The 26,990-nt window shown below is 68.0% G+C and carries 21 protein-coding genes; 15 read left to right on the forward strand and 6 right to left on the reverse strand.

Annotated features, from left to right (window positions below):
- Position 1 precedes the first annotated feature (1 nt).
- On the forward strand, positions 2 to 787 hold the full coding sequence (locus AAYO93_RS07165; RefSeq protein ID WP_345764300.1) for an SDR family oxidoreductase: 786 nt from the start codon (positions 2 to 4) through the stop codon (positions 785 to 787).
- On the opposite strand, the gene glgB is transcribed toward AAYO93_RS07165, so the two are convergent.
- Complete coding sequence (gene glgB / locus AAYO93_RS07170) at positions 771 to 2,990, reverse strand: 1,4-alpha-glucan branching protein GlgB (protein ID WP_345764301.1); 2,220 nt, start codon at positions 2,988 to 2,990, stop codon at positions 771 to 773. The genes AAYO93_RS07165 and glgB overlap by 17 nt on opposite strands.
- Positions 2,990 to 4,936 carry an alpha-1,4-glucan--maltose-1-phosphate maltosyltransferase gene (locus AAYO93_RS07175; protein ID WP_345764840.1) on the reverse strand — a complete coding sequence of 649 codons (1,947 nt, stop codon included), beginning with the start codon at positions 4,934 to 4,936 and terminating at the stop codon, positions 2,990 to 2,992. Before AAYO93_RS07175 ends, glgB begins: the two co-directional genes overlap by 1 nt.
- Before the next feature lie 224 nt (positions 4,937 to 5,160).
- On the opposite strand from AAYO93_RS07175, the gene glgP reads away from it, so the two are divergent.
- Complete coding sequence (glgP, locus tag AAYO93_RS07180; RefSeq protein ID WP_345764302.1) at positions 5,161 to 7,722, forward strand: alpha-glucan family phosphorylase; 2,562 nt, start codon at positions 5,161 to 5,163, stop codon at positions 7,720 to 7,722.
- A 26-nt stretch (positions 7,723 to 7,748) separates the two neighbouring features.
- On the opposite strand, the gene ybaK is transcribed toward glgP, so the two are convergent.
- Positions 7,749 to 8,237, reverse strand: coding sequence for a Cys-tRNA(Pro) deacylase (ybaK, locus tag AAYO93_RS07185; protein WP_345764303.1), 489 nt, complete (start codon positions 8,235 to 8,237; stop codon positions 7,749 to 7,751).
- On the reverse strand, positions 8,237 to 10,354 hold the full coding sequence (gene glgX / locus AAYO93_RS07190; protein ID WP_345764304.1) for a glycogen debranching protein GlgX: 2,118 nt from the start codon (positions 10,352 to 10,354) through the stop codon (positions 8,237 to 8,239). Before glgX ends, ybaK begins: the two co-directional genes overlap by 1 nt.
- 47 nt (positions 10,355 to 10,401) lie before the next feature.
- On the opposite strand from glgX, the gene AAYO93_RS07195 reads away from it, so the two are divergent.
- From AAYO93_RS07195 to AAYO93_RS07245, 11 genes are all read left to right on the forward strand, one after another.
- On the forward strand, positions 10,402 to 11,631 hold the full coding sequence (locus AAYO93_RS07195) for a cysteine desulfurase family protein (RefSeq protein ID WP_345764305.1): 1,230 nt from the start codon (positions 10,402 to 10,404) through the stop codon (positions 11,629 to 11,631).
- A 51-nt stretch (positions 11,632 to 11,682) separates the two neighbouring features.
- Positions 11,683 to 12,801: a tRNA 2-thiouridine(34) synthase MnmA gene (gene mnmA / locus AAYO93_RS07200; protein ID WP_345764306.1), complete on the forward strand. Its 1,119-nt coding sequence runs from the start codon at positions 11,683 to 11,685 to the stop codon at positions 12,799 to 12,801.
- A 63-nt stretch (positions 12,802 to 12,864) separates the two neighbouring features.
- Positions 12,865 to 15,111, forward strand: a complete 2,247-nt coding sequence (gene ligA / locus AAYO93_RS07205; RefSeq protein ID WP_345764307.1) for an NAD-dependent DNA ligase LigA — start codon at positions 12,865 to 12,867, stop codon at positions 15,109 to 15,111.
- A 196-nt stretch (positions 15,112 to 15,307) separates the two neighbouring features.
- Positions 15,308 to 16,621: an alpha/beta hydrolase gene (locus AAYO93_RS07210; protein WP_345764308.1), complete on the forward strand. Its 1,314-nt coding sequence runs from the start codon at positions 15,308 to 15,310 to the stop codon at positions 16,619 to 16,621.
- 214 nt (positions 16,622 to 16,835) lie between these two features.
- On the forward strand, positions 16,836 to 16,976 hold the full coding sequence (locus AAYO93_RS07215) for a hypothetical protein (RefSeq protein ID WP_345764309.1): 141 nt from the start codon (positions 16,836 to 16,838) through the stop codon (positions 16,974 to 16,976).
- Between the two features lie 524 nt (positions 16,977 to 17,500).
- Positions 17,501 to 17,797: an Asp-tRNA(Asn)/Glu-tRNA(Gln) amidotransferase subunit GatC gene (gene gatC, locus AAYO93_RS07220; protein WP_345764310.1), complete on the forward strand. Its 297-nt coding sequence runs from the start codon at positions 17,501 to 17,503 to the stop codon at positions 17,795 to 17,797.
- A gap of 3 nt (positions 17,798 to 17,800) precedes the next feature.
- Entirely contained in the window at positions 17,801 to 19,348 is a 1,548-nt protein-coding gene (gatA, locus tag AAYO93_RS07225) for an Asp-tRNA(Asn)/Glu-tRNA(Gln) amidotransferase subunit GatA (protein WP_345764311.1), read from the forward strand.
- Positions 19,348 to 20,853 (forward strand): Asp-tRNA(Asn)/Glu-tRNA(Gln) amidotransferase subunit GatB, encoded by a 1,506-nt coding sequence (gene gatB / locus AAYO93_RS07230; RefSeq protein ID WP_345764312.1) that lies wholly within the window; start codon positions 19,348 to 19,350, stop codon positions 20,851 to 20,853. The genes gatA and gatB overlap by 1 nt, the downstream gene beginning before the upstream one ends.
- Before the next feature lie 181 nt (positions 20,854 to 21,034).
- Entirely contained in the window at positions 21,035 to 21,208 is a 174-nt protein-coding gene (locus AAYO93_RS07235; RefSeq protein WP_345764313.1) for a hypothetical protein, read from the forward strand.
- 18 nt (positions 21,209 to 21,226) lie between these two features.
- Complete coding sequence (locus AAYO93_RS07240) at positions 21,227 to 21,784, forward strand: YbaK/EbsC family protein (RefSeq protein WP_345764314.1); 558 nt, start codon at positions 21,227 to 21,229, stop codon at positions 21,782 to 21,784.
- Entirely contained in the window at positions 21,781 to 22,689 is a 909-nt protein-coding gene (locus tag AAYO93_RS07245) for an oxygenase MpaB family protein (protein ID WP_345764315.1), read from the forward strand. The genes AAYO93_RS07240 and AAYO93_RS07245 overlap by 4 nt, the downstream gene beginning before the upstream one ends.
- On the opposite strand, the gene AAYO93_RS07250 is transcribed toward AAYO93_RS07245, so the two are convergent.
- Complete coding sequence (locus AAYO93_RS07250) at positions 22,676 to 22,813, reverse strand: hypothetical protein (RefSeq protein WP_345764316.1); 138 nt, start codon at positions 22,811 to 22,813, stop codon at positions 22,676 to 22,678. The two genes, AAYO93_RS07245 and AAYO93_RS07250, sit on opposite strands and share 14 nt — an antisense overlap.
- 197 nt (positions 22,814 to 23,010) lie before the next feature.
- On the opposite strand from AAYO93_RS07250, the gene AAYO93_RS07255 reads away from it, so the two are divergent.
- Both AAYO93_RS07255 and AAYO93_RS07260 read left to right on the forward strand, forming a co-directional pair.
- Positions 23,011 to 24,777, forward strand: a complete 1,767-nt coding sequence (locus tag AAYO93_RS07255) for an APC family permease (protein ID WP_345764317.1) — start codon at positions 23,011 to 23,013, stop codon at positions 24,775 to 24,777.
- Positions 24,774 to 25,295 (forward strand): PaaI family thioesterase, encoded by a 522-nt coding sequence (locus tag AAYO93_RS07260; protein WP_345764318.1) that lies wholly within the window; start codon positions 24,774 to 24,776, stop codon positions 25,293 to 25,295. Before AAYO93_RS07255 ends, AAYO93_RS07260 begins: the two co-directional genes overlap by 4 nt.
- Here AAYO93_RS07260 and AAYO93_RS07265 read toward each other — a convergent pair.
- A complete protein-coding gene (locus AAYO93_RS07265; RefSeq protein WP_345764319.1) occupies positions 25,292 to 26,989 on the reverse strand; it encodes a long-chain-fatty-acid--CoA ligase in 1,698 nt (565 codons plus the stop codon). The genes AAYO93_RS07260 and AAYO93_RS07265 overlap by 4 nt on opposite strands.
- Position 26,990: the final 1 nt, after the last annotated feature.

The following is a 26,990-nucleotide window of genomic DNA, read 5'->3' on the forward strand; positions in this document are numbered from 1 at the left end:
CATGGCGCGCGTCCTCGTCGTGGGTGGGACCGGGCTGGCGGGCCGCGCGATCGCCGGCGAAGCGGTCGGGCGGGGTCATGATGTGGTCGTGGCGAGCCGGCGGGTTCCGGATGACGACAGCCCGGCCTACGTCCCCGGCACCGTCTATGCGACGGCAGACCTGGTGACCGGCGACGGTCTCGAAGAAGCGGTCGACGGTGTCGACGTGCTCATCGACTCCTCGAACGGCACCGGCCGCGAGGCGAGCCACACGTTCATGGCCGGGTCTCAGAACCTCCTGCACACCGCCGCACGGTTCGGCGTCGGTCACGCGGTTCTGCTCTCCATCGTCAACGTCGATCGGTCCGGGTACGGGTACTACCGCGCCAAAGCGGCTCAGGAGCGCGCCTACCACGACTCGCCGATCGAGTCGCGGATCGTGCGCACGACGCAGTTCCACGACTTCCTCGCCTCCATGTTCGCCTCAGGCGCCCGTATGGGCGTCATCCCGGCGTTCACGAAGGTCCGCTTCCAGACGATCGCGGTAGCCGATGTCGCGCGGATCCTTCTGGATGCTGCCGAAGGCTCGGGACCGTCCAACGCGACGCGTACCGTCGGTGGGCCGCGCATCCAGACCAGCCGTGCCCTCGCCGAGGCCTGGAAGGCCGCGACGGGGTCACGCGCCGTCATCGCAGGTGTGCGGCAGGCCGGAGCGCTGGGCGCTTCGTGGCGCGCCGGCGAGAACCTCGCTCCCGATCAGGCGATCAACGGTCTCGACTTCGAGGGCTGGCTCAACTCGACGGTCTGAGCCAGAGTCCGGCGAGCGGGGGCAGCGTGACGAGCGCCGACGCGGGCCGACCGCCCCACGGTTCGTCGACGGCCTCGACCGCGCCGAGGTTGCCGACGCCGGAGCCTCCGAACACGACAGCATCGGTGTTGAGCAGCTCTTCCCACCGCCCGGCGAAGGGCAGCCCGACGCGATAGTCGCTGTGCGGATTCCCGGAGAAGTTCATCAGCACGGCGATCGGGTTGCCGTCGTCGTCCCAGCGCAGGAACGAGACGACGTTCCCGGCCGCGTCGCCGCCGTCGATCCATTCGAAGCCCGCCGGGTCGTTGTCGAGCGCCCAGAGAGCGGCATTGTCGCGGTAGACGCGGTTGAGCTGGCCGATGAGGTCGAACAGCCCACGATGCGTCGGCTGGTCGAGGATCCACCAGTCGAGGCCGCGTTCCTCGCTCCATTCCGACGGCTGGCCGAACTCCTGACCCATGAACAGCAGCTGTTTGCCGGGATGGGCCCACATGAACGACAGGTAGGCGCGCACGTTGGCGAGCTGTTGCCAGTGGTCGCCCGGCATCTTGCTGAGCAGCGAGCCTTTGCCGTGCACGACCTCGTCGTGGCTGATCGGGAGGAGGAAATTCTCGCTGAACGCGTAGACGAACGAGAAGGTGATCTCGTTGTGGTGGTACGACCGGTACATCGGATCTTCATGGATGTACTGCAGCGAGTCGTGCATCCACCCCATGTTCCACTTGAAGCCGAAACCGAGGCCGCCGCTGGAGGTGGGCTGCGTGACACCACCCCAGCTGGTCGACTCCTCGGCGATCATCACTGTGCCGGGGTTGCGCTTGTACGCTGTCGCCGTCACCTCCTGCAGGAAGCCGATCGCTTCGAGGTTCTCGCGGCCGCCGTACTTGTTCGGCTCCCACTCGCCTTCCTCGCGGGAGTAGTCGAGGTACAGCATGGAGGCGACGGCGTCGACGCGCAGCCCGTCGATGTGGAACTCCTCGAGCCAGTACAGGGCGTTCGCCACGAGGAAGTTGCGCACCTGGGAGTTCCCGAAGTCGAAGATCAGGGTGCCCCAGTCCTTCTGTTCGCCCCGGCGTGGATCGGAGTGCTCGTAGAGGGGCTGCCCGTCGAATCGGGCGAGCGCCCAGTCGTCCTTCGGGAAGTGCCCCGGAACCCAGTCGATGAGCACGCCGATGCCGGCCTGGTGGAGACGGTCGATGAGGTAGCGCAGATCGTCTGGATGCCCGAACCGGCTGGTCGGTGCGTAATAGCCCGTGACCTGGTAGCCCCAGGATCCGCCGAACGGATGCTCCGCCAGAGGCAGGAACTCGATGTGCGTGTACCCGAGCTCGCCGACGTACTCGATGAGCTGGTCGGCCAGTTCGCGGTATCCGAGCCCCGGGCGCCAGCTTCCGACGTGGAGCTCGTAGACGCTCATCGGGCCGTTGTGCGGGTTGTGCGAGGAACGCGCCGTGAGCCAGTCGCCGTCGCGCCAGTCGTAGTGGGTCTCGCCGACGACGGATGCCGTGGCCGGAGGACACTCCGTGTAGCGGGCCATCGGGTCTGCTTTGCGGACCCAGTTGCCGTCCTGGCCGAGGAGGTCGTATTTGTAGATGGTCCCGGGTGCGATACCGGGTATGAAGAGCTCCCAGACCCCCGTCGTACCCATGTTGCGCATGGCGTGCTGGGTACCGTCCCAGTCGTTGAAGTCGCCGACGACGCGCACCGCGCGCGCGTGCGGGGCCCAGACGGTGAATCCCGTTCCCACCGTTTCGGCCGTCACGCCGAACTGGGCCTTGTAATGGGAGCCGAGAGCATCCCACAGTCGCTCGTGCCGGCCTTCGCCGATCAGGTGCAGGTCGAGTTCGCCGATCGACGGGCGGAACCGGTACGGGTCGTCGGCCGTCCATGACGGCGCGTCGGCATAGTGCGTCTCGATGACGTAGTCCTGCGGCCCGAGAAGGCTGAACCCCTGCCAGATGCCGTGCGCGAGATGCCCGAGCTCGACACGTGAGCCGTTCGAGAGCACGGCGACCACCTCGCTCGCGAGGGGCCGCAGGGCGCGGATGACCGTGATCGGGTCGTCGATGCCCTGCGCCCGGACGACGTGCTGCCCGAGCACGGCGTGGGGATCGTGGTTGCTGCCGGACGCAACAGCGGCGAGCAGAGAGTCGTGCAGGGTGGGCAGGGCGATCGCGGCCGCGCCTTCGGGGATCGGGCTCATCAGGGGGTCCCCTTCACGGTCAGGATGTGGACGGGCTCCGTGAACGCGTCGAGCCGCACGTAGTCGTCGGCCCCCCACGTCCACTTCGCCCCGGTGATGATGTCTTTCACTTCGAACAGGCTGCCGGGCGCGACGCCGAACTGCGCGACGTCGAGGTGCACGACGGTCTCGCGGACGGAATGCGGGTCGACATTCGCGACGACGATGACCGCATCCGGTTTCCCGCTGCGGGTGAACGCCCCCGGGAGGTATTTGCTGTAGACGAGGATCGCGTCGTCGTCGCTTTCGTGGACGTGCAGGTTGCGCAGCTGGCGCAGGGCCGGATGCTCGCTCCTGGCCCGGTTCAGCATCGTCAGGTAGGGCGCGAGCGACTTGCCGAGGTTCTGGGCCCGCGCATAGTCCCGCGGGCGGAACTCGTACTTCTCGTTGTCGATGTACTCCTCGGCCCCGGCGCGGGCGACGTTCTCGTACAGCTCGAAACCGGAGTAGACGCCCCACGTCGGCGCTCCCGTCGCGGCGATCGCAGCGCGGATCTTGAAGGCGGCCGGTCCGCCGAACTGGAGGTACTCGGTGAGGATGTCCGGCGTGTTCACGAAGAGGTTGGGCCGGAGGAAGTCGGCGGTTTCGTGGGCGAGCCCGTCGAGGAACTCGGCCAGTTCCTCTTTCGTGTTCCGCCACGTGAAGTAGGTGTACGACTGCTGGAAGCCGACTTTACCGAGGGTGTGCAGGATCGCCGGCCGCGTGAACGCCTCCGCGAGGAAGATCACATCGGGATGGTCGGCGTTGACGTGGTGGATCAGCCATTCCCAGAAGCCGATCGGCTTGGTGTGCGGGTTGTCGACCCGGAAGATCCGCACACCGAGAGAGATCCAGTAACGCACGATGCGCAGGATCTCGTCGCGCAGGCCGATCGGATCGTTGTCGAAATTGATCGGGTAGATGTCCTGGTACTTCTTGGGCGGGTTCTCCGCGTAGGCGATCGTCCCGTCCGGGAGCGTGGTGAACCACTCGGGATGCGACGTCACCCACGGGTGATCGGGTGCGGCCTGGAGCGCGAGGTCGAGCGCCACTTCGAGGCCCGCCTGTTTCGCCTTGCCGACGAAGAACAGGAAATCCTTCTCCGTACCGAGCTCGGGATGGATCGCATCGTGGCCGCCCTCCGCGCTGCCGATCGCCCACGGGGATCCCGGGTCGCCAGGACCTGCGTTGAGCGTGTTGTTGGGACCTTTGCGGAACTCCCGCCCGATGGGGTGGATCGGTGGCAGGTAGACCACGTCGAAGCCCATCGCGGCGACCTCAGGCAGGCGCTTCGCCGCCGAGCGGAAGGTGCCCGACTTCCAGGTCCCGTCAGGCTGCTTCTTCGCGCCCTCGGAGCGGGGAAAGAATTCGTACCAGCTGCCGACACCGGCGCGCGTGCGCTCGACGAGGATGCTGCGGGTGGGGGACAGCGTCGGAAGGCTGACGACCGGCCGCGCGTCGAGCACGCCGACGACGCGGGTGTCCGTCGCGGCCGCGAGCCGTTCATCCGGCGTCTTCGACGTGTCGGCGACGGTCTTGGCGGCCTCGCCGAGGTGGCGCCGCTCCGCCGTGCTGCGGCGCTTGTCGTCGGCAGCCTGCTCGAGGAGTCCGTGGCCGATCGTGAACATGAGCTCGACGTCGACACCGGCCGGGACCTTCACGGTCGCATTGTGCAGCCAGGTCGCATACTCGTCGCCGTACGCCTGGATGCGGTAGCGCCAGAGGCCCTCCGTCTCGAGCTGCACGAGGGCTTCCCACCGGTCAGTGCCAGGAGCGACCGCCTTCATCCTGTGCTCGGTCTGCGTGCCGTTCGGGTCGAGGAGCAGCAGGTCGACCCCGATCAGGTCGTGGCCCTCACGGAAGGCAGTCGCCCGGAACGGGATGACCTCTCCGCTGAACGCCTTGGCCGGCCAGGTTCCGTCGTCCACCTGGGGTGACAGGGCGAGGATCGGGATGCGTCCGACCGCCGGCGCGAACGGGGAGGGCGCAGGGCCGTCGCCGGCCGGTACAGCATCCGTGCGGGTGTCCTTGCCCGCCTTCTGGTTCTCCGCAGTCTTTCCCACCCCCTGACCGTACCGCGCGGGCCCGCGACTTGGCACCCTCCAACGCAAGCGCTTACCGCATCCAATCCGACTCGCCTAGGCTGTTGGGCGTGAAGGCGATCCGAAGGTTTACCGTTCGCGCAGTACTCCCCGAGCAGCTCGGGGCGCTGGAAGAGCTCGCAGGCAACCTGCGGTGGTCGTGGCATGAACCCACCAGGCAGTTGTTCGCACGCATCTCGCCGGAGCTCTGGCAGCAGACCGGGCACGATCCGATCGCGCTGCTGGGTGCCGTCGACCCCGCGCGTCTCGCGGAGCTGGCGAACGACTACGGATACGTGGACTGGGCGAACCGGCTGCGTGACGATCTCCACGCCTACCTCAGCGAGCCGCGCTGGTACCAGGGACTCGACGGCACCGCGCCGCGCTCGATCGCCTACTTCTCGCCCGAGTTCGGCATCGCAGCGGCGCTTCCGCAGTATTCGGGGGGACTTGGCATCCTCGCGGGAGACCACCTGAAGAGCGCGTCCGACCTCGGCGTCCCGCTGGTCGGTGTCGGCCTGTTCTACCGGTCCGGCTACTTCTCGCAGGCGATCTCACCGGACGGCTGGCAGGTGGAGAGCTACCCGGTGCTCGACCCGGATGGGCTGCCGCTGGCCGTCCTCCGCCAGCCGGACGGCACCGCGGTCCAGATCACGCTCGCGCTGCCGGACGGCCGCGCTTTGCACGCCAGGGTCTGGCAGGCTGCTGTCGGCCGCATCCGCCTCCTCCTCCTCGACACGGACATCCCCGAGAACGACGACGCGCTGCGCTCGGTCACCGACCGGCTGTACGGCGGCGGGGGAGAGCACCGGCTGCTGCAGGAACTCCTGCTCGGGATCGGCGGTGTGCGCGCGATCAAGGTGTGGGCCGAACTCACCGGGATGCCCGAGCCCGAGGTCTTCCACACGAACGAGGGTCACGCCGGATTCCTGGGAGTGGAGCGGATCTCCGACCTGATCGGCGAAGGCCTCACCTTCGACGAGGGGCTCCAGGTCGTGCGCGCGGGCACGGTGTTCACGACGCATACCCCGGTCGCCGCGGGGATCGACCGGTTCGAGCGCCCGCTGGTGGAGCGCTACTTCTCGACCGACCTCCTTCCTGGCGTGCAGGTGGCCGATGTGCTCGCACTCGGTGCGGAGGATTACCCGGGCGGCTCGCCCGACGTGTTCAACATGGCCGTGATGGGCCTCCGGCTCGGCCAGCACGCCAACGGGGTCTCGAAGCTGCACGGCCAGGTCAGCAGGCGGATGTTCCGCGGGCTGTGGCCGGGATTCGATGTCGACGAAGTTCCGATCGACTCGGTGACGAACGGCGTGCACGCGCCGACCTGGACGGATCCGATGCTCCGCGCGCTCGCCGAAGAGCGCCTCGGCACGACCGACACGACGGCGGCCGACTGGGCTTCCGGCGGACTCGGCGACCGCGACATCTGGTCGGTGCGCACGCGGATGCGCGAACAGCTCGTCGGCGACGCACGCCGACGTGTGGCCGATGCCTGGGAGAAGCAGAACCCCGGCGGCGTCGCGCCCGCCTGGATGTCGGAGCTGCTCGATCCGTCGGTACTCACCATCGGGTTCGCCCGTCGCGTTCCGACGTACAAACGACTCACCCTCATGCTGCACGACCCCGACCGGCTGCGGGCCATCCTGCTGAACCCGGAACGCCCCGTGCAGATCGTGATCGCAGGCAAGTCGCACCCGGCCGACGAGGAGGGCAAGCGCCTCATCCAGAAGCTCGTCCAGTTCGCGGCCGAGCCGGACATCCGGACGCGCATGGTGTTCCTCCCGGACTACGACATCGGCATGGCGCAGCTGCTCTATCCGGGAACGGACGTGTGGCTGAACAATCCGCTGCGCCCGCTGGAGGCCTGCGGCACGTCGGGAATGAAGGCGGCGCTGAACGGCGCGCTCAACCTCTCGATCCTCGACGGCTGGTGGAACGAGTACTACGACGGCGAGAACGGCTGGGCGATCCCTTCGGCCGATGCTGCAGGTGACGGAAGCGAGCGTGACGCCCTCGAGGCCGAAGCGCTCTACGACCTCATCGAGAACCAGATCGCGCCGCGCTTCTACGAGCGGAACGGCGACGGTGTCCCGGAGGCGTGGGTCGGGCAGATCCGGCACACACTGTCGACGCTGTCGCCCTCGCTCAGCGCCGACCGCATGGTGCGTGAATACGTCGAGCGGATGTACCTCCCGGCCAGCGTGTTCGAGCGGCGCGTGAGCGACGACGGCTATTCAGGAGCGCGGGCGTTGTCGGCGTGGAAGGGGCGCGTGCGATCGGCCTGGCAAGGCGTCGCGGTCGTCCACGTCGAGTCAGGCGGCGTGGATGCGACCCCGCAGGTCGGCGACGAACTGCACCTGCGCGCGCGGATCCAGTTGAACGGACTCACACCGGACGACGTCGCCGTCCAGGTGGTCTACGGTCGCAGCCAGAACGGCGACGAGCTCACCGAGGTGCGCATCCGTGACCTGGAGGTCAATGAGGAGTCGTCGATCGGCGGAGCCTTCGAATACACGGGGACCGTCGAGCTGGGGCGCGCGGGGTCGTTCGGCTACACCGTGCGCATCGTCCCGCGCAACGACCTGCTGCTCAGCTCTGCCGAGCTCGGCCTCGTCGCCGTCGCCGGCTGACTCACCCCTGTTCTCGACGAAGGAGCTCAGGGGCGGGCGATGGGGGCGACGACGGCGTCGGTCGCGGCGATGAGGTCGGCGGGGGCGAGTTCGAGGTCGAGCCCCCGCTTGCCGCCAGACACGAACACGGTGTCGAAGAGTTCGGCCGTCTCGTCGAGGACGGTCCGCAAGTGGACCTTCTGCCCGATCGGGCTGATCCCGCCCACCACGTAGCCGGTTCTGCGCTCGGCCACCGCCGGGTCGGCCATGACCGCGCGCTTCGCCCCGACAGCGGTCGCGAGGGCTTTGAGGTCGAGCTTGCCATCGACGGGGACGATGCCGACGATCAGCCCGGCGTCGGTGTCTGCCAGGAGCGTCTTGAACACGCGCTCGGGTTCGATTCCGAGCGCGTCGGCGGCCTCGAGCCCGAACGACGTCACCGAGGCGTCGTGGTCGTAGGCGTGGACGGCGAACGGGATGCCGGCAGCGGTCAGGGCGACCGTCGCAGGGGTGCCGGCCGACGTGCGTTTCGCCATCAGCTCGGAAGCGGGTCCGTGATCGGATGCGGGCTCGGCGCGGCGCCGGGAGCGGCGACGACACGGGGTCCGTCCGCCCGGAAGAGCTGCATCGATGTGCCGCCGACGAGGCGCTCGGATCCGGGTGCGAGCGACCCGAGATCCTCCTCGATCGGAACCTCGGTCGCGCTGTCCCACAGCAGGGTGTAGGACTCGACGCCCGGAGCGACCGGAAGGGAGACGGTCACGTCGTCCTCGACCCCGTGGACGATCAGCAGGATGCGGTTGAACTGCTCCTTGTCCGGGGTGCTCGCCGCGAGGTACTGCAGCGTCCGGTTCTCAGGCGAGTTCCAGTCGTCGTCGTCCATCAGCGCGCCGGTCGCGTCGAACCAGTCCATGTGGCTGGCGTTCTTGGTCGTCTCGCCGAAGACTGCGAATCTGCTGGGGCGGAGGGCCGGGTTGGTGCGCCGGAGCTCGAGAAGCCTCCGCGTGGTCGCGAAGAGTTCGCGCTGGTCGCGGGTGCGGAGCCAGCCCATCCACGTGAGCTCGCTGTCCTGGCAGTACGCGTTGTTGTTGCCGCGCTGACTGCGGCCGAATTCGTCGCCGGCGGTGAGCATCGGGACTCCCGCCGACAGCAGCAGGGTGCCGAGCAGGTTGCGCATCGCCTTGTGCCGGTTGAGGAGGACGGCTTCGTCTGTCGTCTGGCCTTCGATTCCGTGGTTGAACGACCGGTTGTTGTCCGTGCCGTCACGATTGTTCTCGCCGTTGCCCAGGTTGTGCTTGACGTCATAGGTCGTGAGGTCGGCGAGCGTGAATCCGTCGTGGGCGGTGATGAAGTTCACGGATGCGAGCGGTCCGCGCTCGGGCGAGAAGGTGTTCGACGATCCGGCCAGTCGTGTCGCGAAACCGCCGATGCCGGTCGGAGCGGCGCCCGTCGCGCGAGCTTGGGCGATGTCGGCCAGCCAGAAGGCTCGCGCCCGGTCACGGTAGCGGTCGTTCCACTCCGACCAGCCGAGCCGGAAGTTCCCGGTCTGCCAGCCGCCGGCACCCACATCCCACGGTTCGGCGATCATCTTGACGTTCGCGAGCTGTGGGTCCTCGAGGATGCCCCTCAGGAGCGGATGGTCGGGGGAGTAGTTCACGTTCGCGTCGCGCCCGAGCGTGGCCGCCAGGTCGAACCGGAAGCCGTCGATCTGCACCTCGTTCGCCCAGTACCGGAGGGAATCGAGCACCAGTCTGACCGGCACATCGTGACCGAAATTGATCGTGTTGCCGCACCCCGTGACATCGATGTAGGCGCCGTGCTCGTCCTGGCGGTAGTAGTTGGCGTTGTCGATCCCGCGGAAGCTCGACCGGGGCCCGCCGATCCCTTCTTCGGCCGTGTGGTTGTAGACGACGTCGAGGATGACCTCGAGTCCGGCCTCGTGGAGGAGCTTGACCATCCCCTTGAACTCGGACAGCACCGCATCCGGACCCGCGGCCTGCGCCGCCCGTGAGGCGTACGCGGCGTGCGGTGAGAAGAAGTTGAGCGTGTTGTAGCCCCAGTAGTTCGTGAGGCCCTGATTGATGAGCCGCTGCTCGGAGAGGAACGCGTGGACCGGCAGCAGCTCGACGGCCGTGACCCCGAGGTCTTTCAGATAGCCGGTCGTCGATTCGTGGGCGAGGCCGGCGTAGGTTCCACGCAGTTCTTCGGGGATGTCGGGGTTGAGCTTGCTGATGCCCTTCACGTGCGTCTCGTAGATGACGGTGTGGTCGAGCGGCGTCTCCGGTTTGCGGGAGCCGCCCCAGTCGAAGCCATCTTCGACGACGTAGGAGAGCCATCCGTTCGATCCCGTGTGGACGAGGCCGCGCGCGTACGGATCGATCAGCATCGTCTCCGGATTGAACGTGTTGGTCGGGCTCGCGGGCCCGGACACGCGGATGGCGTAGCGCCGGCCCGGGGTCAGCGTTCGCGACTTGCCGACCCAGACATTGTTCGCGTCCTTCGCCATCCGGATGGTCTTGACCAGCCAGTTCGCGTCCTTGTCGTCGAACAGGCAGAGTTCCATTGCGTCGGCGTTCTCCGACCAGACACGCAATTCGCCGCCGTTCGAGGTCTGTCGGACGCCGAGATTGCGCAGGGGATCGGCAGGAGTCATGCGATCTAGAGTAGTGAATACAGGCGAGTGCAGAGGGAGTGATGGCAGTGGCTGTCTACCTGGACCATGCGGCGACGACGCCGATGCTGCCCGAGGCGATCGCGGCGTACGCCGAAGCGATGAGCGTCGTCGGCAATCCGTCGTCGATCCACAGCCAGGGGCAGCAGGCGAAGCGCATGCTCGAAGAGGCTCGCGAGACCGTCGCCGCGTCGCTCGGGTGCGACCCGATCGAGGTCGTGTTCACCTCGGGCGGCACCGAGGCGATCAACCTGGCGCTCAAAGGCATGTACTGGGCGCGCAACGACGCCGGCCAGCCCGCGCGGCCGCGGGTTCTCGCGCCCGGAGGCGAGCATCACGCGACCGTCGACACTCTCGAATGGCTCGAACGCTCCGAGGGTGCCTCGGTCGAATGGCTGCCGCTCGACGAGCGCGGTCTGATCGACCTGGACGCAGCGCAGCGTTCGTTCGCGCGTGAGAGCGATTCGATCGCGCTGGCGACGGCGCTCTGGGTCAACAACGAGGTCGGGACGATCGAGCCCGTTGCGGAGTTCGCCCGGCTCGGGCAGCAGCACCGGGTTCCCGTTCACCTGGATGCGGTCGCCGCCTACGGTCACCTGCCGATCGATTTCGCGGGACTGAGGCAGGCCACCGGAAGCGGCACGGCGGGTCTCGTCGGGCTCAGCGTGTCCGCCCACAAGGTCGGCGGTCCCGTCGGAATCGGGGCGCTCGTGCTCAGCCGCAAGGCGACCGTGGTGCCGCTCGTGCACGGCGGCGGCCAGCAGCGCAACGTGCGCAGCGGCACGCAGGATGTCGCAGCCGCCGTGGCCTTCGCCGTCGCAGCCGAACGGGCGGTGCGCGACCTGGACACGGAGCGGATGCGGCTGGAAGGGCTGCGGGACCGCCTCATCGCGGGCGTGGCCCGGGAGGTCCCGGAGGCGGTGCTGAGCGGGATGCCCGCGGGGGACCGGGGGCGGGTCGCGTCCAACGTGCACTTCGTCTTCCCCGGGGCACAGGGAGACTCCCTGCTCTTCCTGCTCGACGTCGCGGGGATCTCCGTGTCGACCGGGTCGGCGTGCCAGGCGGGCATCCCTGAGCCGTCGCACGTGCTCATCGCGATGGGACGCACCGATGAGGAGGCGCGCGGTGCGTTGCGCCTCACTCTCGGACGGACGACGACCGAGGGTGACATCGATGCGGTCGTCGCCGCGCTGCCCGCCGCATACGAACAGGCGGCGCGCGCCGGGCTCGCCGAACGGGCGACGCGGCTCGGGCGCTGAACCGCGGGCGCTCTCGGCGAGCGGCCAGCAGGAGCGCCGTAGACTTGTTGGGTGAAAGTTCTGGCAGCGATGAGTGGTGGCGTCGACTCGGCGGTGGCGGCGGCGCGCGCGGTCGAAGCCGGCCATGACGTGGTCGGCGTGCACCTGGCACTGAGCCGGATGCCCGGTACGCTGCGCACCGGCGGCCGCGGCTGCTGCACGATCGAGGATTCGATGGATGCGCAGCGGGCGGCGAACATCATCGGCATCCCGTATTACGTGTGGGACTTCTCCGAGCGTTTCAAGCTCGATGTCGTCGACGACTTCATCGCCGAGTACACGGCCGGCCGCACACCGAACCCCTGCATGCGCTGCAACGAGAGGATCAAGTTCGCCGCCCTCCTCGAGAAGGCGCTCGACCTCGGGTTCGACGCCGTCTGCACGGGCCACTACGCGGCCATCGTGACCGATGACGACGGCAACCGTGAACTGCACCGCGCGAGCGCCTGGGCGAAAGACCAGTCCTATGTGCTCGGCGTGCTCACGACGGAGCAGCTCGCACACGCGATGTTCCCGCTGGGAGCGACCCCGTCGAAGGCCGAAGTGCGTGCCGAAGCCGCGGCGCGGGGCTTCAGCGTCGCGAACAAGCCCGACTCGCACGACATCTGCTTCATCCCCGACGGTGACACCCGGGGCTGGCTCGCCGAGCGTGTCGGCGCCGAGACCGGAGACATCCTCGACCGCGAGGGCAACCGGCTGGGGTCCCACGAGGGCGCGCACGCGTTCACCGTCGGACAGCGCAAGGGCCTCAACATCGGGTTCCCCGCCGACGACGGCAAGCCGCGATTCGTGCTCGAGGTGCGCCCCAAGGACAACACGGTCGTCGTCGGGCCCAAGGAGGCGCTCGACATCGCCGAGATCGCCGGCTCCCGGTTCACCTGGGCCGGTCGTGCCCCGGAGAACCCCGGGGAGCCGTTCGCCTGCGAGGTGCAGATCCGTGCCCACGCCGACCCGGTGCCCGCAGTGGCCGTGGTGCGCCCGGGCGCGGACGGTGCCGATGAGCTCGTGGTCACACCGGACACCCCGCTGAACGGCGTCGCACCGGGGCAGACCGCGGTCGTCTATGTCGGAACCCGCGTGCTCGGGCAGACGACGATCGACCGCACGATCAGCGCGGTTCCCGTCGGCTGAGCGACCCGGCGGCGGCGAGGCGTGGTCACGCCCGGCGTCGGCGGCTGTCCGTATGCTGGGAACGTGGTGAACGACACAGCGGATGACCCCACGCGGGCACGGGCCGAGGCACAGCAGCTGACCGAGCGCATCATCGAGTTGCGCGACGCGTATTACGAACGCGACACGGTACTGGTGAGCGACCTCGAGTACGACGAGATGATCCATCGGCTCGAAGAGCTCGAACGGCTCTTCCCCGAGTTGCAGAGCCAGGACAGCCCGACCCAGACCGTCGGCGGCCGGGCACAGACCACGCTTTTCGCGCCGGTCGAGCACGCGGAGCGCATGCTCAGCCTCGACAACGTCTTCTCGATCGACGAGTTCGACGCCTGGGCGGCGCGGGTCGAACGGGATGCGGGGCGCAGGGTCGACTACCTGTGCGAGTTGAAGATCGACGGTCTCGCCATCAATCTGCGTTACGAGAGCGGGCGCCTCGTCTCGGCCGCGACCCGGGGCGACGGTGTCGTCGGCGAAGACGTGACCGAGAACATCCGCTTCATCCCGGCGATCCCGACGCGCCTTTCGGGCACCGGGCATCCGCCGCTCGTCGAGGTGCGCGGCGAGGTCTTCTTCCCCGTCGCGGAGTTCGAGGCGCTCAACGCGGCGCAGACCGAGCTCGGCGAGAAGGTGTTCGCCAATGCGCGGAACGCGGCCAGCGGCTCCCTCCGGCAGAAGGCCGAAGGCAAGAACGACACGCAGCTCGCGCTGATGCGCGCCCGCCTCGGGCGGTTGCACATGCTCGTCCACGGAATCGGGGCCTGGGCGAACCCGCCGGTCGACAGCCAGTCGAAGACCTACGAGCTGCTGAAGGAATGGGGGCTGCCGACCTCCACCCACTATCGCGTCGTCGACTCCATTGCGGGGGCTGCCGAGTTCATCCGCTACTACGGCGAGCACCGAGACAGTGTCGAGCACGAGATCGACGGTGTCGTCGTGAAGGTCGACGAACTCGCTCTGCACGACGAGCTGGGCGCCACGAGCCGCGCGCCCCGATGGGCCATCGCCTACAAGTACCCGCCCGAACAGGTCAACACGAGACTCCTCGACATCGTGGTGAGCGTCGGGCGCACCGGGCGCGCGACGCCGTTCGCGGTCATGGAGAAGGTCCGGGTCGCCGGCAGCGAGGTTCGCCAGGCCACCCTCCACAACCAGGACGTGGTGAAGGCGAAGGGCGTCCTGATCGGCGACACCGTCGTGCTTCGCAAGGCAGGCGACGTCATCCCCGAAGTCCTCGGCCCCGTCGTCGAACTGCGCGACGGCACGGAGCGTGAGTTCGTCATGCCCGAGAACTGCCCGGTCTGCGGCACGCGACTGGCACCGGCCAAGGAGGGCGACGTCGACCTCCGGTGTCCGAACGCGGAGTTCTGCCCCGCCCAGGTGTGGGGCCGCGTCGAGCACATCGGGTCCCGGGGGGCGCTGGACATCGAAGCCCTGGGCGAGGTCGCCGCCGCCGCGCTGACGCAGCCGTTCAAACCGAAGACGCCGCCGCTGCCCACCGAGGCGGGCCTCTTCGACCTCACGATGGCCGATCTCTTCCCGATCGAGGTCGTCGTCCGCGACCCGGAGACCGGGCTCCCGCGCCTCACCGAGTCGGGGGAGCAGAAGACCGACACCCCGTTCCGTCGCCGTCGTCAGAAGAAGGACGGGCCCTACGACCCTGATGCGGCCGAATTCGCCGGAAGCGAGGACTCTGTCCCGTCGAAGAACGCCGAAGAGCTGCTTGTCAATCTGCAGGCGGCCAAGGCCAAGCCGCTCTGGCGCATCCTCGTCTCCCTGAACATCCGTCACGTCGGCCCGGTCGCCGCGCGGGCACTGGCAAACCATTTCGGGTCGCTCGACGCGATCCGTGCGGCAGACCGCGACGAGCTCGCCGAGGTCGACGGCGTCGGGGGCATCATCGCCGACGCGGTCCGCGACTGGTTCGGCGTCGACTGGCATCGCGAGATCGTCGAGCGCTGGGCGGCAGCGGGGGTTCAGTTCACCACTCCCGGGCATCCCGGTCCGGGCTCCGCAGAAGACAAGGGAGGCACGCTCGCGGGACTCACCGTGGTCGCGACCGGGAGCCTGGAAGGGTTCACCCGGGAGGGAGCGCAGGAGGCGATCATCGCGGCCGGCGGCAAGTCCGCATCCAGCGTCTCGAAGAACACCGACTACGTCGCAGCCGGCCCCGGCGCAGGGTCGAAGCTGGGGAAGGCTGAGCAGCTCGGTATCCCGATCCTCGACGCCGACGGGTTCCGCAGACTGCTCGAAGGTGGGCCAGACGCCGTCTGAGCCTGCTAAAATGGTGGTTCTACTCCCGAACAGGGGGTAGAACGAGTATCTGGCGGAGGTTAACCGACCGATAGCATCAAAGGGCGCGCCTCGCCAGGGGCGGTGCAAGGGCTCTGCTCGTCGCTCTCGGAGGGACCCGGACGGAGTGCTGGTCGGCTTTGCAGCAATACTCTCGATTACCTCGGTCATAGGAGGAGTGGCCGGGGTCGGAGTCATGCCCGTAGACGCCGCTGCCTACCAGCCCGCATCCGCGTATTCGACTGTTCTCTCCCATGACACGACGCGGGCCGCCACGGTGGGCGATGCGCCCGCGGGTAACTCGCAGACCGGGCTGCTCGCCGCCAACATGCTCGGAGCGCTCAGCCAGATCGGCGCGACCGACGTACCGGCATTCGTCGATTCGCATCGGGCGGCACTCGACGCGATGCTCTCCAATCCTCCACGGGCGAGCGACGTCGCAGGATTCTGGCGCCTCATCGACCCCGCCACCCAGGCCTCGCTCATCCACTCCGCACCCCATGTCGTCGGAAATCTGGAGGGCATCCCGTACGACGTTCGTGGACGCGCCAACGTCCTCGACCTGAAGCAGACCATCGGGCACGAACGAACCAGCCTCGCGTCGGTGCCGGGCAAGGCGCAGCGACTGGAACTGAAGCGAAGCCTCGACACTCTGCAGAACGTCAACCGTGCGCTCGCCAGACACGACGGCGTCAAACGCACGCTCGTCTCACTCGACACGTCAGCGGATGCGCGCGCGGCGATCGTGATCGGCGACCTGTCCAGGGCACACTTCGTCAGCTATCTCGTACCCGGGATGTACATGTCGGTCGACGAACAGATCGTCGACTGGGCCAAGACCGCCCAGGAACTCTACGACAGCCAGACGCAATGGCTGCACCGTGTGCTCGGGCCCCGCGGTACGCAGGCGACCCCTGGCGTCGCGACTGTCGCGTGGATCGGCTACCAGACGCCGGAGCTCATGAACATCGGAGGGCTCGACCTCGCCACTCAGGGCGCCGACAACATCGAACGCGCTCTCGAGGGCCTTCAGGCGCTCCGCAAGTCCGACATGCCATACGTGAGCGTTTTCGCGCACTCGTACGGATCGACGGCCGTTCTCCTCGCCCTCGAACGGCACAACGTCTCGATCGACGCCCTCGCTCTCCTCGGATCGCCCGGCAGTGACGCCCAGTCCGTCTCCCAGCTGAGCGTGACAGACGGTAACGTCTTCGTCGGCCAGGCGCCGATGGATCCGATCGTGCACAGCGCCTTCTTCGGCAGCGACCCCGGAGCCGCGACCTATGGTGCGCGCACGATGGGTGTCTCCGGCGGCGTCGACCCGATCACCCAGGACACGCTCGGCGGCTCCTCCGGGCACAACGAGTACTTCGCGGCCGGCAGCGAATCGATGCGGAACCTCGCTCTGATCGGGATCGACATGGGGGACCTGGTCATGGATGGATCTGCACCGGCCGCGCCGGTCACCGAGACGACTGCCTCGGGCAGGTAGTGCCGTGAGGACGGGGAGCGGCGAGTGGTCCCCGACGATGCGATGCCCGATCGAGATGATGCCCCGGATGGGAGCCGCGGCGCATCCCGTCGCGCGTTCCTGAAGGGTGCAGGGCTCACTACGGCAGGCGTCGACGTCGGCGGCGTAATCGGTGGTGCGGGCTACCTGTACGACGAAACGAACCTCCCCGCGGGCGCGAGGTTCGACGGTCTTCGTGCGCGACTACATCGGCGCGCTGAAGGCGGGGCACGAGGGTCGATCGCCGACTCTGGACGAGTACAGCCGCATCATGGGGTCGTTCAGCCCGGACATGCTGCCCGTTCTCTCGACCCTTGCGCGGCAGTTCGCGGTCTAGGACGACTGGCATTGCGCAGTCCCGTCGCAGGTGCTCTGCAATCGTTCGTTCTTCCACGCGTCGACCTCGCACGGCTACGTGACCAACGGGGGCGACGGCGGGCTCCGCAAATGGTTCGACCCGAGGAATGCCGCACCGACGATCTTCAACCGCCTGGAGGATGACCACGTGGCCCCGGGAGCGGCCGTCCCACCCGACGACACTGTCGGGGAGCACGGCTTCGGCTTCGACCGGCTCGGCGTGCGTGTCCCCGCGATCGCGATCTCGGCGTACACCGGTCGAAACACCGTGATCAACGACACCCACCCGCCGTACATTCCGATCAACCCCGAAGCCGCGGGCCCGGGTCCCGGCGACGAGGACCGCCCGCTCAGCCCGCCCGGGATCGGACTCGTCGGGCTCCTCTCCGTGAAGCGTACGAGCTCGTCAACCGGGAAGGTGCGGGGCTGTTCGGGCGATGACCAGTCCCCGGTCGCTCGAATAGGATTGAAGAATCCACACACTGACGCAGCAGACGGAGACCCATGTCCGAAATTAGCGCCGAACAGGTCGCGCACCTGGCGAGCCTCGCCAGGATCGACCTGAGCCCTGAAGAGATCACCAGCCTGACAGCCGAGCTGGGGCAGATCGTCGACGCGGTCGCAAAGGTCACCGAGGTCGCCGGCCCCGACGTTCCCGCGACCAGTCATCCGCTTCCGCTGACCAACGTTTTCCGCGAAGACGTCGTCGTGCCCGGCCTGACCGTCGAGCAGGCGCTCTCCGGTGCCCCCGACCGCGAGGGCGACTGGTTCCGCGTCGCCCCGATCCTGGACGAGGAGTAGACCATGACCGACCTCACCAGGCTCTCCGCTTCGACGCTCGCCGACCTGCTCGCCACCCGCGACATCTCGTCGGTCGAAGCCACCCGCGCACACCTCGACCGCATCGAAGCGGTCGACGAGGACGTACATGCCTTCCTTCATGTCGCAGGCGAAGCCGCACTCGCGACCGCGGCCGACGTCGACGCGCGCCGTGCCGCCGGCGCACAGCTGTCCACGCTCGCCGGTGTGCCCATCGCGATCAAGGATGTGCTCGCGACGAAGGACATGCCGTCCACCTCGGGCTCGAAGATCCTCGAAGGCTGGCTGCCGCCCTACGACGCGACCGTGGTGCGCAAGCTCCGCGAAGCCGACCTCGTGCCGCTCGGCAAGACCAACATGGACGAATTCGCCATGGGCTCCTCGACGGAGCATTCGGCCTACGGTCCGACGCGCAACCCGTGGGACCTCGAGCGGATTCCGGGCGGTTCGGGCGGCGGGTCGGCCGCGGCCGTCTCCGCTTTCGAGGCACCGCTCGCGCTCGGCTCGGACACCGGTGGATCCATCCGCCAGCCCGCTGCCGTCACCGGTTCCGTCGGCGTCAAGCCGACGTACGGCGGCGTGAGCCGGTACGGAGCGATCGCCCTGGCGAGCTCGCTCGACCAGGTGGGCCCGGTCTCGCGCTCGGTCCTCGATGCCGCTCTGCTGCACGACGTTATCGGCGGACACGACCCCTTCGACTCCACGTCCCTTTCCGACGCGTGGCCGTCGATGGCCGCAGCCGCCCGGGTGGGACTCGCGGGCGGCGCGCTCAAGGGCGTTCGCGTCGGAGTGATCACGGAGCTCTCCGGTGAGGGCTTCCAGGCCGGCGTGAAGCAGCGCTTCGAGGAATCGCTCGCCCTGCTCGAATCCGCGGGCGCCGAGATCGTCGAGGTCTCCGCTCCCAGCTTCGAGTACGCGGTCGCCGCCTACTACCTGATCCTTCCTGCGGAAGCCTCGAGCAACCTCGCCCGTTTCGACTCGGTGCGTTTCGGTCTGCGGGTCGACCCCGAAGACGGACCCGTCACCGTCGAGCGCGTCATGGCCGCGACGCGCGACGCCGGGTTCGGCCCGGAGGTCAAGCGCCGCATCATCCTCGGTACGTACGCGCTGAGCGCCGGCTACTACGACGCCTACTACGGCAGCGCCCAGAAGGTTCGCACGCTCATCCAGCGCGACTTCGCGGCGGCGTTCGAGAAGGCGGATGTGCTGGTCAGCCCGAGCGCGCCGACGACCGCCTTCCGCTTCGGCGAGAAGCTGGCCGACCCGATGGCGATGTACCTGAACGACGTCACGACGATTCCGGCGAACCTTGCCGGCGTACCAGGGATGGGACTGCCGATCGGGCTGGCCCCGGAGGACGGCCTTCCGGTCGGCCTGCAGCTGATGGCACCGGCACGGGCCGATGCGCGGCTCTACACGATCGGTGCGGCCCTCGAGCAGCTCCTCGAAGAGCAGTGGGGGCACAGCCTCCTCAGCCAGGCGCCCGACCTGTCGGCCACTGAGATGTTCGCAAGCGAAGAGGGAGCCGTCTGATGGCCGCAGCTGAACTGATGGACTACGACAAGGCCATCGAGCTCTTCGAGCCTGTCCTCGGCTTCGAAGTCCACGTCGAATTGAACACCAGGACGAAGATGTTCTGCGGTTGCTCGAACGCCTTCGGCCAGGGCGCCAACACCAACACCTGTCCGACCTGTCTCGGCCTGCCCGGTGGTCTGCCACAGGTCAACAGGAAGGCGATCGAGTCGAGCATCCGCCTCGGACTCGCACTCGGCTGCAACATCGCCGAGACGAGCCGGTTCGCGCGCAAGAACTACTTCTACCCGGATACACCGAAGAACTTCCAGACCTCGCAGTACGACGAGCCGATCGCCTACGACGGCACGATCACGATCGAACTCGAGAGCGGTCGCTCGGTGACCGTCGCGATCGAGCGCGCGCACATGGAAGAGGACGCCGGCAAGCTGACGCACGTCGGCGGCTCCACCGGCCGCATCCAGGGCGCCGACTACTCGCTCGTCGACTACAACCGCGGCGGCGTTCCCCTTGTCGAGATCGTCACCAAGATGATCGAGGGTGCTGAGGCCGACGCGCCTGAGGTCGGCCGCACGTATGTCGCGGCGATCCGGGAGCTCGTCAAGGCACTCGGTGTGTCGAACGCGCGAATGGAGGAGGGCAACGTGCGCTGCGACGCGAACGTCTCCCTGCGTCCGCGGGGATCGTCGGTGCTCGGTACGCGTACAGAGACGAAGAACGTGAACTCGCTGCGCTCGGTGGAGCGCGCCGTCCGTTACGAGATCCAGCGCCAGGCTGTGATCCTCGCAGCCGGCGGCACCATCACCCAGGAGACCCGGCACTGGCATGAGGACACCGGCACGACCAGTGCCGGGCGCCCGAAGAGCGACGCGGACGACTACCGCTACTTCCCGGAGCCCGACCTCGTCCCGGTCGCGCCGTCCCGCGAGTGGGTCGAAGAGCTGCGCGCAACCCTTCCCGAAATGCCGGCCGCACGTCGCAAGCGACTCGCCGCCGCGTGGGGATTCACCGCGCTCGAGTTCCAGGATGTCGCCAACGCGGACCTGCTCGACGCGGTCGATGCCACCGTCGCCGCCGGCGCATCGCCTGCGGCCGCCCGCAAGTGGTGGACGGGCGAGATCGCCCGGCTCGCCAACGCGCAGGGCGTCCCCGCCGAGACTCTGGTCTCGCCCGAACACGTGGCGTCGCTCGCCGCACTCGTCGACGATGGGACCCTCACGGATCGTCTCGCTCGCCAGGTGCTCGAAGGCGTCATCGCAGGCGAAGGCACGCCCCAGGAGGTCGTAGACGCTCGCGGGCTCGCTGTCGTCTCCGACGATGGTGCGCTCATCGCGGCCATCGACGAGGCACTCGCGGCCCAGCCGGATGTGCTGGAGAAGATCCGCGACGGCAAAGTGCAGGCGGCGGGCGCCGTGATCGGCGCGGTCATGAAGGCCATGAAGGGCCAGGCGGACGCGGCTCGCGTGCGGGAGCTCGTGCTCGAGCGGGCGTCCTCCCAGCAATGACCGAGGTGAGCATCCGCCTCCTCGACCGCGAGACGCTCGATCCGAGCGTTCTCGACGGCCTGGCGGAGGTGCTCGCCGACTGCGTCGGCGGCGGCGCGAGCGTCGGATGGGTGCAGGTTCCCAGGCGGGCGGCTGCGGCCGGCTGGTGGGCGGCGTTCACACAAAGTCCGGGCGTGTCCACGTGGATCGCCGGACGCTCCTCGTCCTCCACACGGAGACGGGGAGTCCGGCCGAGCGCCTCTACACGCGCTGGGGCTGGACGCAGGTCGGAGCCATCCCGCAGTACGCGCTGAGTCCGTCGGGCGTGCTCGCCGGCACGACCCTGATGGCGCGCACCCTCACGCCGGCCGGCTGAGTTTGGCAGAATCGGGTCATGGGAGTCTTCACACTCGGTGATCTGACCACGGTGCCCGCATCCACTCGTCCCGACCTTCTCAGCGGTCCGACCGCCGCCGCCCTCGCCGCTGCAGGCGTTGCGGATGAGATCGGCGTCGTCGAGATCGATCCGGATGTCTCCGACACGGCGGCCACCCAGGCGCGGTTCGGCCTCGACGCCGGCACCCTCGCCAACTGTGTCGTCGTCTCCGGCAAGCGCGAGGGCGTCGAACGCATCGCCGCGTGCGTGATCCTCGCGACCACGCGTGCGGACATCAACACTGTCGTCCGCAAGCTCCTCGACGTGCGCAAGTGCTCCTTCCTCCCGATGGATCGCGCCGTCGAGCTGACCTCGATGGAGTACGGCGGCATAACGCCGATCGGGTTGCCCGAAGACTGGCCCGTGTACGTGGACAGCCGGGTGGATGCGACGGACGTCGTCATCATCGGCTCCGGGGTGCGGCGGTCAAAGCTCCTGCTGCCCGGAGCGACGCTCGGCACTCTCCCCGGCATCCGGGTCGTCGACGGCCTCGCGGTGGACATGCCGACCGGATGACCCGCCTCACCGACCCCATCCGCGTGCGGCTGCTCGAGACACTGGCCGGACAGCCGAACGGTGTGCCCGGCTGGGTGCGGGAGTTCGAAGAGGGGGACGACGCCGGATTCTTCGGTCCGGGAAGCGCGACCTGGACGGTTCACGGTTCGATGCCGACGCTGGTCGCCGGCGTTCGCGCCCTACTCATGCAGGCTCTGCATCCGGGCGCGCTCGCGGGTGTGCGGGACTGGTCGCGGTTCCGCGAGGATCCGCTCGGAAGACTGGCGGGCACCATCCGCTGGATCCACACCGTCACCTATGGCGACACGACGCAGGCGGCAGAGGGCTCGCAGTGGGTTCTCCGGCTCCACGAACGTGTGGTCGGCACCTATGTCGATGCGCGGGGTGCCACCCACCCATACGCGGCCAACGATCCGCACCTCCTGAGCTGGGTGCACCTGGCGTTCACCGACTCGTTCCTGACCGCACACGAGCTGTGGGGCGCGCCGATCCCCGGTGGGTCCGACGAGTACGTCCGCGAGTGGGCGACCGCGGGCGAGCTGATGAACGTCCCGAATCCGCCGCGGTCGCGCGCCGAACTGAAGACACAGCTGGCGGAATTCCTGCCCGAACTCGCCGGGGGAGCGGATGCCGACGAGATCGTCCGCTTCGTGCGGCGTGCGCCGCTGCGGAGGACACTGCGGCCGTCGTACGCGGTGCTGTTCGCGGGCGCCGTGCATTCGCTCGAGACGCCGTACCGCGAACTGCTCGGCCTCCGAGAGCCCCGGCTCGGCCCTGTGCCACTGCCCATCGCCGGGGCGACGTCTCTCGTGCTCCGCGGAGCCGGCAGGATGCTCGGTCCGAGGAGCGCTGGAGAGAACGCCGCCCGGCAGCGGCTGGAACGGCTTGGCGCTAGCGCTTCTTGATATCGGAGACGGCGTCCATATGTGCCTTCGCGTCGGACTTCGCGTGTTTCTCGAGCCGCTTCTCCTTCAGAGATTTGGTGGCGGCGGTCTTGGAACTGTTCTTCTTCGGTGACTTGTCAGACATGGTGACTCCCTTGATCGAGAGTCGAACGACTCCGTAGTGCTGACTGTATGCCCTTTCCCCGCGCGCCATGCCGACTCCACAGGTACGTGCAGGAACGGATGAAAAGGCGTAAACATGTCTAGTCGGGCTGTTCACCGTTGAACAGCCGTTCGCGACCAGGTTCGGCCGGCATGCCGGCCGCAGTGTTGGGAGACCCGATGACGACCACTGTTCCCCCCAATTCCAACTCCGAATCCGTCGACAGCAAGGGACTGAAGTCCGGCGCGCTCGGGCTCGTCTCGAGCGTCGTGGTGGGTGTCGCCTCGACGGCCCCCGCCTACAGCCTCGCGGCCAGCCTGGGGTTCATCGTCGTCGGCGGCACGCTCGCCGCCGGCGTGCATGCGCCCGGCATCGTCCTGCTGGCGTTCATCCCGATGTACCTGATCGCGGTGGCCTACCAGGAGTTGAACAAGGCGGAGCCGGACTGCGGCACGACGTTCACCTGGGCTACCCGAGCCTTCGGGCCGATCACCGGCTGGATGGGCGGATGGGGGATCATCGTCGCTGACGTGATCGTGATGTCGAACCTGGCGCAGATCGCCGGGTCGTACACGTTCACCTTCATCGGTGGTTTCGGGCTGCCGGGGGTGGCGGCGCTCGCGACGAACGAGTTCGCGACGCTCATCGCCGGCCTCCTGTGGATCGCCGTCATGACATGGATCTGCTACCGGGGGATCGAGATCTCCGCGCGCGTGCAGTACGTGCTGCTCGCCTTCGAGGTCATCATCCTGCTGTTCTTCGCGGGTTTCGCGCTCGTGAAGGTCTACACCGGCAACGCCGAGCCCTACTCGCTGATCCCGCAGTGGAATTGGTTCAACCCGTTCGGGCTCGACTTCAGCCAGACGATCGCGCCGGCCATGCTGACAGCGATCTTCATCTACTGGGGCTGGGACACGGCGGTCTCCATCAACGAGGAGACCAAGGACCCGGGAAAGACCCCGGGACGTGCGGCCGTGATCAGCACCATTCTCCTTCTCCTCACCTACGCGATCGTCACCGTCGCGGCCATTGCATTCGCCGGGGTCGGAGACAAAGGCATCGGATTGGCGAACCCCGCCAACTCGAGTGATGTGTTCTCCGCCATCGGGCCGACATTGTTCGGCTCCGGACCCATCGGATCGATACTCCTGACCCTTCTCGGCTTCTCGATCCTGACCTCCGCGTCGGCGTCGACCCAGACGACGATCCTCCCGACGGCGCGCACCTCACTGTCGATGGCGGTCTACAAGGCGATCCCGGAGAAGTTCGCCCGCATCCACCCCAAGTTCCTGACGCCGACCTGGTCGACGATCGGCATGGGCGTCATCTCGGCGGCGTTCTACTTGATCTTCTCGGCGATCAGTTTCAGCCTGTTGAACGCCCTGATCGGGTCGATCGGCCTGATGATCGCGTTCTACTACGGCCTGACCGGGTTCGTCTGCGTCTGGTTCTACCGCAAGACGATGTTCAAATCGTTCCGTAACGTGATCATGCGCGGCGTGTTCCCGTTCGTGGGCGGGGTGATTCTGCTCGCCGTGTTCGTCTACGGCCTCGTCCAGTTCGCAGCCCCCGACTGGCTGGTCGACGACGCCGGCAAGAATGTGACCATCTTCGGCATCGGCGCCGAAGCGGTCGTCGGTGTGGGCGGACTGCTGCTCGGACTGGTGCTGATGTTCATCTGGTGGGCGGTCAGGCCGGACTTCTTCCGGGGCAAGACGCTTCCGATGCGCTCCGACGACCTCGTGCTCGCGAACGTCGAAGGAGGGCTGGCCGGCTTCGGGCTTCCGGACTCGGGCGTCTTCGCGACGGTCATCGCCCCCGACCTGTCGAACCTTCCTCCCGGCCAGACGGCGATCAACGTCGAGACCGGTGAACCGGTCGACACCCCGTCCGAGCTGCCACCGGCCGATCCGAACTTCGGCAAGCCACCGGAGGAACGCGAGTGAGCGGTGACGAGCAGCCCGAAGCGACCAGCGGCATCCGCAGCCGGGTGATCGAGTGGGAGGACCCAGCGCCCGGCGTCGCCGTCATGCCGACGATGTCGGGTCTGGAGTACCTGCGAACGCTGATCCGGGGTGAGCTTCCGCCGCCGCCGATCATGGCCCACCTGACCATGCGTCTCGTGGACGCCGACGTCGGGACGGCGACGTTCGTGTGCGAGCCGGACGAGTCGCACTACAACCCGCTCGGCACCGTGCACGGGGGACTGGTCTGCACCCTCCTTGACTCGGCACTGGGATGCGCGGTGCAGAGCACGCTGGCGCAGGGCCAGGGCTACACGTCGATCGAGATCAAGGTGAACTACCTGCGGCCGGTGTTCGCGGATGCGGGCCCGCTCACCTGTGTGGGCACGGTCACGAAGCCGGGCAACCGCGTCGCGTTCGCCGACGGCGTCGTGACGGATGCGTCGGGCAAGATCGTCGCGACCGCCACCGGCTCGCTGCTCGTCTTCCCGATCGCCTAATCCGAGCCCTTCTCCTTCAGCAACTGGTCCCGCACCTGGCGTCGGACGACCTTGCCGATGAGTGACCGCGGCAGTTCGTCGACCTGGGTGATGTGACGCGGGACTTTGTACGGAGTGAGGTTCTCGCGGGCGTAGGCCCGGATGGCGGCCTCGTCGAATGAGGCGCCGGGCTTCATGACGACCGCGGCGACCACATCCTCGCCGCCGCGCCCGTGGGGGACGCCGACCACGGCGACATCCGCGACGCCCTCGACCGTGCGCAGGCAGTCCTCGACCTCGGTCGGCGCGACGTTGAAGCCCCCGGTGATGATGAGTTCCTTGATGCGGTCGACGATGCGCACGAAGCCGTCGTCGTCCATCGTCACGATGTCGCCCGTGCGGAACCAGCCGTGCTCATCGAGCACTTTGGCGGTCTCATCCGGTTTGCGCCAGTATCCCGAGAACACCTGCGGCCCCCGGGCGACGAGCTCGCCTTCCTCGCCGAATTCCCGGTCGGTGTCCGGATGCTCGGGGTCGATGACACGCAGGTCGGTGCTCGGCAGGGCAAGCCCGACCGTCCCGGCCTTACGGGTGCTGCCGACGGGGTTCGCCATCAGCACCGGCGAGCATTCGGACAGGCCGTACCCTTCGACCAGATAACCGCCGGTCTCCTTCTCCCACATGCTGACGATACTGTCCGGGAGATTCATGGCGCCGGAGATCGCGATGTCGATGCCGCTGAGCGAGACCTTCTTCTTCTTCGCCGCGGTCGCGAGCCGCTCGTAGATCGGCGGGACCGCGGGCAGGAAGGTCGGCGGGCGTTTCCGGACGACGTCGAGCACGAGGTCGGGGTCGAACTTGGGGAACAGCACCAGCCGGGAGCCCATGCTCATCGCGAACGTGAGGCACAGGGTCAGTCCGTACGCGTGGAACAGCGGGAGCACCGCGTAGACGACCGACGTGCCGCGTTCGATCGCGGGGACCCAGGCCCGCGCCTGCGCTGCATTCGCGTCGAGGTTCCGGTGGCTGAGCATTGCGCCCTTCGGGACGCCCGTCGTGCCGCTGGTGTATTGGATCAGGGCGAGGTCCTGGGCCTCGGGCCGCGGATAGGTCGCAGCGATCCGCCGATTGTCGAGGAGCTTCTCCCACGTGATCGTGCCGCGCACCTGCGTCGTCAGCTGCTCCCGGGCGGTGCGCGCCGCCGCGACGGGAAGGCGGAGCGCGAATCGCTTGGACGCCGGCATCGCCCGGGTGACATCGACGGAGATCACCGTGGAGACGCCGAGGTCTGCAGGGAGATCCTGGACCGTCGCGGCCGCCTTGTCCCAGACGATCGCGATCTGCGCTCCGTGATCTTCGAACTGGTGACGGAGCTCACGCGGCGTGTAGAGCGGGTTGTGCTCGACGACGACGGCACCAAGCCGCAGGACGGCGTAGAACGCGGCGACGTGCTGGGGGCAGTTCGGGAGCACGAGTGCGACGCGGTCGCCCTTGCGCACGCCGAGCTTGCGGAGACCTTCCGCGGCCCGGCCGATCTGCTCGCCGAGCGCAGCGTAGGTCGTCGTCGCCCCGAAGAATTCGAGAGCGACGTTCCTGCCGTACGTCGCCACGGACTCGTCGATCAGGTGGGCGAGGGAACCCTCGGGGAGGTCGATGTCGACAGGAACACCGGGGGCGTAACTGGCCTGCCACGGCCGCTTTGCGTACGTAGTCACG

The organism is Diaminobutyricibacter sp. McL0608, from assembly GCF_039613825.1.
In the GTDB taxonomy this organism is placed as follows: Bacteria; Actinomycetota; Actinomycetes; order Actinomycetales; family Microbacteriaceae; genus Diaminobutyricibacter.

What these genes read in the sequence shown, in the direction of transcription:
- glgB (WP_345764301.1), bottom strand. Translation starts at nt 2,990, where the DNA reads ATGAGCCCGATCCCCGAAGGCGCGGCCGCGATCGCCCTGCCCACCCTG.
- gatB (WP_345764312.1), top strand. Translation starts at nt 19,348, where the DNA reads ATGGCCGCAGCTGAACTGATGGACTACGACAAGGCCATCGAGCTCTTC.
- AAYO93_RS07165 (WP_345764300.1), top strand. Translation starts at nt 2, where the DNA reads ATGGCGCGCGTCCTCGTCGTGGGTGGGACCGGGCTGGCGGGCCGCGCG.
- AAYO93_RS07240 (WP_345764314.1), top strand. Translation starts at nt 21,227, where the DNA reads ATGGGAGTCTTCACACTCGGTGATCTGACCACGGTGCCCGCATCCACT.
- glgX (WP_345764304.1), bottom strand. Translation starts at nt 10,354, where the DNA reads ATGACTCCTGCCGATCCCCTGCGCAATCTCGGCGTCCGACAGACCTCG.
- AAYO93_RS07245 (WP_345764315.1), top strand. Translation starts at nt 21,781, where the DNA reads ATGACCCGCCTCACCGACCCCATCCGCGTGCGGCTGCTCGAGACACTG.
- AAYO93_RS07250 (WP_345764316.1), bottom strand. Translation starts at nt 22,813, where the DNA reads ATGTCTGACAAGTCACCGAAGAAGAACAGTTCCAAGACCGCCGCCACC.
- gatA (WP_345764311.1), top strand. Translation starts at nt 17,801, where the DNA reads ATGACCGACCTCACCAGGCTCTCCGCTTCGACGCTCGCCGACCTGCTC.
- ybaK (WP_345764303.1), bottom strand. Translation starts at nt 8,237, where the DNA reads ATGGCGAAACGCACGTCGGCCGGCACCCCTGCGACGGTCGCCCTGACC.
- AAYO93_RS07255 (WP_345764317.1), top strand. Translation starts at nt 23,011, where the DNA reads ATGACGACCACTGTTCCCCCCAATTCCAACTCCGAATCCGTCGACAGC.
- gatC (WP_345764310.1), top strand. Translation starts at nt 17,501, where the DNA reads ATGTCCGAAATTAGCGCCGAACAGGTCGCGCACCTGGCGAGCCTCGCC.